At 27.6% G+C, this 7,350-nt stretch carries 7 protein-coding genes; all 7 read left to right on the forward strand.

What is annotated here, in order from left to right; all coding sequences use genetic code 11:
* Nucleotides 1-18 precede the first annotated feature (18 nt).
* On the forward strand, nt 19-1,323 hold the full coding sequence (locus XO12_RS07280; RefSeq protein ID WP_175420011.1) for a radical SAM protein: 1,305 nt from the start codon (nt 19-21) through the stop codon (nt 1,321-1,323).
* Entirely contained in the window at nt 1,316-2,431 is a 1,116-nt protein-coding gene (locus tag XO12_RS07285; RefSeq protein WP_175420012.1) for a class I SAM-dependent methyltransferase, read from the forward strand. The genes XO12_RS07280 and XO12_RS07285 overlap by 8 nt, the downstream gene beginning before the upstream one ends.
* Nucleotides 2,432-2,444: 13 nt before the next feature.
* On the forward strand, nt 2,445-3,575 hold the full coding sequence (locus XO12_RS07290) for a radical SAM/SPASM domain-containing protein (protein WP_052913679.1): 1,131 nt from the start codon (nt 2,445-2,447) through the stop codon (nt 3,573-3,575).
* Nucleotide 3,576: 1 nt separating this feature from the next.
* Nucleotides 3,577-4,629, forward strand: a complete 1,053-nt coding sequence (locus XO12_RS07295) for an NAD(P)-dependent oxidoreductase (protein ID WP_175420013.1) — start codon at nt 3,577-3,579, stop codon at nt 4,627-4,629.
* Entirely contained in the window at nt 4,626-6,422 is a 1,797-nt protein-coding gene (locus XO12_RS07300) for a thiamine pyrophosphate-binding protein (RefSeq protein WP_175420014.1), read from the forward strand. Before XO12_RS07295 ends, XO12_RS07300 begins: the two co-directional genes overlap by 4 nt.
* Entirely contained in the window at nt 6,412-7,056 is a 645-nt protein-coding gene (locus XO12_RS07305) for an HAD family hydrolase (protein WP_047267929.1), read from the forward strand. Before XO12_RS07300 ends, XO12_RS07305 begins: the two co-directional genes overlap by 11 nt.
* Before the next feature lie 4 nt (nt 7,057-7,060).
* A partial coding sequence (locus tag XO12_RS07310; RefSeq protein ID WP_217683668.1) for a GDP-mannose 4,6-dehydratase occupies nt 7,061-7,350 on the forward strand: 290 nt, incomplete at its 3' end.

Genomic DNA, 7,350 nt, shown 5'->3' on the forward strand with positions numbered 1-7,350 from the left:
AATTTGAGGAGGATTTTAATGAAAAATAAACCTTCAAAGGTGCATGTTGATTATCATATATATACAGTAAATGACGCCAAAAAACTTTTTAATAATAGAAAAATTTATATATGGGGAGCAGGTCAAAAAGGAAGAGGTTTTTTAAAAGCGTTGGAAAGAAACGGTTTTAAAATAGAAGCTTTCTTAGATAGTTCTCCAAAACTTATTGGAGAGTATTATGAAGGGATACCTATTTTAGATCCGAAAGAAATTTTTGAAGACAAAAATAAATTAAACAATGCTTTTATACTTACGGCAAGTGTAGATAAAAAAAATAAAGAAATGTTTAAAATATGTGAAAAATATGGATTAGAGAAAGGTAAAGATTTTATAAACATCCAAAGGTTTACACCATATTATCCAGTAATTGAAATTTCCGGTTCTTGTAATTTAAGTTGCATTAGCTGCCCAAGAGGGGATTTTAGAAGCAGATTTAGAAAGACTGGATTTATGGATATAACAGATTATGAAAGAGTAATAAAGAAATTAATTGCCGAAATGCCTTTTTTATACTTGGTAGATTTATATGTTTGGGGAGATCCTTTTTTGCACCCTAAACTCCCCGAAATTATAAAAATAAATAATAAATATGGAATTGCTGGTGGTATATCGACTAATCTAAATTATGGAAATAATATTGAAGAAATTATAAAATCAAAACCTCCACAAATAAGAGTTTCAGTTTCAGGATACGGTCCGGAACATTATGAAATAACCCATAAAAATGCAAAATGGGATGTATTTTATAATAATCTTTTGATGTTGCATAAATATATAAAAAAATATGATACTAAAACGATTGTTGAAGTGTATTTCCATGTAAATAAAATAAATATTTCTGAATTTAAAAAAGTAAAAGAATTATGTGATGAGCTTGGATTTAGATTAAATTCAACTATATCAATGGTATTTCCAGATTATGCCTTGGAATATATTCAAACTGGAAAATTACCAACTAATGCTCAAAAAGGTGCGGATATAATGTTAGTATCACTTGATGATATGCTTAAAAATGCGAAGAAAGAAAAAGATAAGGATTGCCTTTTAAAAAGAATTGTGCCTGTAATAAATTGGGATTTATCTGTAATGCCGTGTTGCAATTACACATATAGAAAATTAGCCGATAATTATCTTGATATAACATTTGAAGAAATAATTAAATTAAGAGAAAACCACCCTTTATGCAAAACGTGTCAAAAATATGCATTACATAGATATTTTAATCCTTTATATTATTCTGATTATATTGATAATTTATTAAAGGTGGAGATAAAAAATGAATAAATGTCGTGTGTGTGGTGGAGAAGTTGAAACACTATATAGTATTGAAAATTTACCAGCAAAATCCCAATTTTTCCCTGATGAATATAGTTTAAAAGAAGATAAAAGTATATCTTTAAATATTGCTCAATGTGCATCATGCGGGCTCATACAATTGATTAATGAGCCCGTTTCATATTATAAAACAGTAATTAGGGCTACATCTGTATCAAGTGAAATGAAAAAATTCAGATTAAAACAATTAAAACAGTTTTTTGAGAAATATGATTTATATAATAAAAAGTGTATAGAAATAGGAAGTGGAAATGGTGATTATTTAAGTATATTAGCAGAAATTAGTAAAAATGTATATGGTTTTGAATATTCTAGTGAGAATATAAAATATATAAAAGAAAAAGGCTTAAAAGCTATTCAAGGATATATAGATACTGAAAAATATGAATTACCAGATAAACCATATGATGTCTTTTTTATGTTTAATTTTTTAGAACATGTGCCAGAGCCAGTAACCTTTTTAAGAGGTTTATCAAATAATTTAAATGATAACGGAATTGGTATAATAGAGGTTCCAAATTTTAACATGATAAAAAAAGAAAAAATGATTTCAGAATTTACCATAGATCATCTATCTTATTTTACAAAAGAAACGTTTGAAATAACTTTAAGAATAAGTGGATTTGAGATAATTAAAATAAATGAAATATGGAATGACTATATAATATCAGCAATAGTAAAAAAAAGAAATAAATTGAATTTCTCTGGATTTCGGGCGTTTCAGGAAACATTGAAGAAAAATATTTATGATTTTATTAACAAATATCCAGATTTTGCAATTTGGGGAGCTGGGCATCAAGCATTATTTGTAATGGCTGCTTTGAATTTAGGAGATAAATGTAGATATGTTATAGATTCTGCAAAATTTAAGCAAAATAAATATACTCCAGCAACGCATATTAAAATAGTATCCCCTAACTATTTAAGAGAAAACCCTGTTAAGGCGATTATTATAATGGCGGGAAGTTATTCCCATGAAATAAAACAAAAATTATTAGAAGAATATCCTGAAATAAAAATAGCAATTTTAGAAAAGAATAAATTGAAAATAATATAACGGAGGTAAGATGATGAAGAAAAAAATTGATTATAAAGTTCAAGAGAGCGAAGATTTAAAAAGGAATGAATTAAAAGAGAAAAAACCTTATGTTTATGAAAAAATTTTAAAATTTGAAGAAAAAGTAAAGCGTGGAGAAAGCATTGCTATAATACAATTTCAGTATAATTATGCATGTAATTTTAATTGTGTTCACTGTGGTATTTCGCAACTAAGAAAACCCGGTGCAAGGAGTTTTACACCAGAAGATGTCAAGGAATTATCTAGACAAGCTGATGAAATGGGTTTAGCCCATTTTGTTATAACTGGTGGAGAACCATTAGTTTTTCCAGATTTGGATGAAGTAATAAAAGCTATAGACCCGCAGAAATTTTATATATCCCTTGATACAAATGGATGGTATTTTGATGAAGAAAAAGCTTTTCATTTGAAAGAATTGGGAGTTGACAAAATACAATTAAGTCTTGATAGTTTAAATGAAATAGAGCATGATGAATTTAGAAAGAAAAAAGGTTCTCATGCAAGAGCATTAAGAGCTATAGATGCTGCAAAAAAAGCAGGGTTAAACATTATAATTCAAACAGTAGTTACCAAACAAAGAGTTTATTCTGAAGAGTTTGAAGAATTTTTGAAATTTTTAAATAGTAAGGATGTTGGTGTTTTTGTAACTTATGCAAAACCTGTAGGAAACTGGGAAGGAAACTATGATGTATTAGTAACTAAAAAGGATATGGATTATGTTAGAGAACTTGAAAAGAAATATAATGTATTTACACATTTAACTCCTGGATATGGTTTGGATCTTGGATGCATTGCAGTAAAAAGAATGATATCAGTTACTCAATATGGCGATGTTATGCCATGTCCATATATACATGCATCGTTAGGAAATGTGTTTGAAGAACCATTAAAAGATATCATTGAAAGAGGATTAAAGATAAAATGGTTCGGAAAATATGTTGATACATGCTTAATTGCAGAAGACAAACACTTTATAGAAGAATACGATTCGAAAAGAATATATGGGAATAAACCATTACCAGTACCGTGGTTTAAAGTTTTTGATGAAAATGATTACATAAAAGATGAAGAAAAACTCAAAACAGAGAAAACAAAAAATGGGTATTTAAGATGGAGGAAATAAGATGAAACTAAATCAAAGATTTGAAGAAGACCTTGATTTTATTTTGAAAGAATTAAAAGAAGAATTTAAAAAAATAAAAAATGAAAAAATTTTTATTACAGGTGGAACAGGATTTTTTGGTAAATGGTTTTTAGGGAGTATTTTAAGAGCTAATGAGAAATTGAATACAAATATAAAAATTGGTGTATTGTCAAGAAATCCAGAAAAATTTAAGAAAAATTTTCCGTACTTAAGTAATGAAAAATATGTAAATTTTTATAAAGGAGATATTAGAAATTTTGATTTTCCAAATGAAAATTTTTCATATATTATACATGGAGCCAGTGCTTCTGCAGAAGGGTGGTTCAAAGGTGAAAATCAAATTATCAGAATTGAAACTATAACTGCTGGCACAAAAAGAATTTTAGATTTTGCAAAGAAAAACAAAATAAAAGGTTTTTTATATATGAGTTCCGGTAAGGTTTACGGAACTCATTCTGATATTTACGAAAAAATTCCCGAATACTATTGTGGGAATTTATGTCTTGAAGATCCAAATGCGGCATTATCAATTGGGAAAAAGATGGCCGAATTTTTAACTTTTGAATATTCGAAAAATTATGATATTCCAGTAAAAATAGCCAGGGGATTTGCTTTTGTAGGACCTTATTTACAATTGAATTTGCATTATGCTGTTGGAAATTTTATTAGAGATGCTTTAAAAGGAGGCCCAATAGTAATAAATGGAGATGGGAAAGCACTAAGATCATATTTATATGCAGCAGACGCAATAATATGGTTTTTTAAGATATTGATAAATTCAAAAAATAGATCAATATATAATGTTGGATCAGAAAATATTGTATCAATAAAAGAAGTAGCTGAATTAATCAATTCCGTATCTAATAAAAAAATGGAAATTATAATTCAAAAAAAGGAAATTTCAAAAAAAGTAGATAAATATATACCGTCAACGAAAAAAATAAAAGAAGAACTTGGAGTGAGAGAGTATACATCTTTAAAAGATGCAATAATAAAAACTATAGATTTTTATAGAAAAGAGGGATTAAAATGATGAAACTTTCCGATTATGTTTTTAATTTTATTGCAAATTTAGGAGTAAAACATGTGTTTATGCTTCCAGGTGGAGGTTGCATGCATCTTGTAGACTCACTGGGAAAAAATAAAAGATTAAAATATATAACCAATTTAAATGAGCAAGCAGTTTCTATTAGCGTTGAGTCATATGCTCAGGCTACAAATAATATAGGGGTGGGCTTAGTAACCACTGGACCTGGAGGAACAAACGCAATAACTGGAGTTGCTGCTGGATGGGTTGATTCAACTCCTATGTTAATAATTTCCGGACAGGTTAAAACTAAGGATATGATTAAAGATTCAAAATTAAGGCAAAAAGGTTTTCAAGAAATTGATATAATATCTTTAGTAAAACCAATTACAAAGTATGCAGTAACGATAACAGATGCAGAAGACATTAGATACCATCTTGAAAAAGCTGTTTATCTTGCAACTACAGGACGACCAGGGCCAGTATGGATCGATATTCCATTGGATATACAGGCTGCGATTATAGATGAAAAAAAATTAAAAGGTTATATTCCACCAAAATCAAATTTTGATGATGATATAGATAAAAAAATTGAGTTATTAATTGAAATGATAAAAGAATCAAAAAAGCCAGTAATACTTGCTGGAAATGGCATAAGATTAGCAAAAGCGGAAAAATTATTTTATTCAGTTATTAAAAAATTAAATATTCCAATATTATTAACTTGGAAAGCTATAGACTTTCTTGATGAAAATGATCCATTAAATTTTGGAAGACCTGGAGCTATCGCCTCAAGGTATGCCAATTTTATACAACAAAAGTCCGATCTTTTTATTTCTATTGGTGCAAGATTAGATACAGGGCAAACAGCATATAATCATAAAAATTTTGCACCATATGCAAAAAAAGTCATAGTAGATGTGGATAAAAATGAAATAGATAAATTAGAAATGGATATAGAGTTAAAAATTGTAAGTGATGCATATAGATTTTTAGATGTATTAAATAGAAAAATAAGAAAAATAGAATTTAAGAGAAAAGATAAATGGTTAAGTTTCTGTAAATCATTAAAAAACAAATATCCTATTATAAAAGATGAATATTATAAAATGAAAGATTTTGTAAATCCATATGTATTAATAGATATTTTGTCAAAAAAATTAAGCGAGAATGATGCAATTATTCCAGGAAGTTCAGGATTATGTAGCGAAATTACTATGCAATCATTTAAAGTAAAAAAGGGACAAAGAGTCTATAATAATGAAGGATTTGGAGCTATGGGATTTGGATTACCTGCTTCAATTGCAGGAGCTATTGCATTAAACAGAAGAACTATATGTATTACCGGTGATGGCGGAATTCAAATGAATATACAGGAATTAGAAACGTTAAGAAGATTGAATATACCTTTAAAATGTTTTATTCTTGACAATAAAGGATACGGCTCTATTGTAAATACACAAAATAACTATTTTAATGGAAATTATGTGGGCAGTAATGAAAGTAGTGGATTAACTTTGCCTGATATGGAAAAAATAGCGCATGCATATGGTTTGAAATTTTATGAATTAAGAAATAATAAAGACTTAATTAATAAAATAGACGAAATACTTGATTATGAGGGACCTGTAATTTGTAATGTTAAAATTCCTGAAATTTATACAACTATTCCAAGAACAAAATCAAAAATAGAAAATGGGAAAATAATAACTCTCCCTATGGAAGATCTGTGGCCGTATTTGGATAGAGAAGAATTTAATAATATCATGTCAGAAAAAGAGGGATATTATGAAATATAAGCATTTATTTTTTGATATGGACGGTACTTTATTTGACACATCAGAAGGTATTATATTTTCTATGCAAGAAGCATTTAAAAAAAATAACTTAGAACCTTTATCAAGAGACGAAATACTAAAACTTATAGGTCCAACGTTAGATGAGATTATGGATATAATCTTTGGAATTGAGGATAACCCTTTAAAGTTTAAAATTAGAAAAGATTTTAGAGAGTTATATGCAGAAAAAGGGGTATATATGTTAAATTTATACCCATATGTACTGGAAACATTAGAAGAATTATACAATAAAAATAATAATATGTATATTATAACGTCAAAACCAGAAATTTTTGCCAACAAAATACTAAAAAAGTTTAAGATGGATAAATATTTTAAAAAAGTTGTCGGAGTTCCTTTAGAAGGTAATGTTTTACCAAAAAAAAATAGATTGAAAAAATTAATTACAGAACTTGAAATATCTTCAAATAGTAGTGTGATGATTGGAGATACAAAAAGTGATATTGATGCGGCAAAATATAATAACATTGACATGATATGTGTTTCTTATGGTTTTTGCCAAAACAAATCAAATTTTAATAATTGTACTGTTGTTATAAATAAATTTAATGAATTACTTAAGATCGTGGAGTGATAATATGAATCAATTCTATAAAAACAAAAAAATATTAATAACAGGACACACAGGATTTAAAGGTTCATGGCTTTCATTGTGGTTATTAAAAATGGGAGCAAAAGTAATAGGTTATGCTTTAGATCCTTATACTCAAAGAGATAACTTTGTATTATCAAATATTTCAAAAAAAATAATAGATATACGTGGGGATATAAGAGATTATAATAAATTGAAACAAGTTTTTGAAGAATATAAGCCAGAAATTATTTTTCATTTGGCAGCGCAACCATTGGTTAGATTATCATATGAAAC

This window comes from Marinitoga sp. 1154, assembly GCF_013363285.1.
In the GTDB taxonomy this organism is placed as follows: domain Bacteria; phylum Thermotogota; class Thermotogae; order Petrotogales; family Petrotogaceae; genus Marinitoga.

Coding starts and splice junctions, on each gene's coding strand:
- XO12_RS07280 (WP_175420011.1), top strand. CDS start 19: ATGAAAAATAAACCTTCAAAGGTGCATGTTGATTATCATATATATACA.
- XO12_RS07285 (WP_175420012.1), top strand. CDS start 1,316: ATGAATAAATGTCGTGTGTGTGGTGGAGAAGTTGAAACACTATATAGT.
- XO12_RS07290 (WP_052913679.1), top strand. CDS start 2,445: ATGAAGAAAAAAATTGATTATAAAGTTCAAGAGAGCGAAGATTTAAAA.
- XO12_RS07295 (WP_175420013.1), top strand. CDS start 3,577: ATGAAACTAAATCAAAGATTTGAAGAAGACCTTGATTTTATTTTGAAA.
- XO12_RS07300 (WP_175420014.1), top strand. CDS start 4,626: ATGATGAAACTTTCCGATTATGTTTTTAATTTTATTGCAAATTTAGGA.
- XO12_RS07305 (WP_047267929.1), top strand. CDS start 6,412: ATGAAATATAAGCATTTATTTTTTGATATGGACGGTACTTTATTTGAC.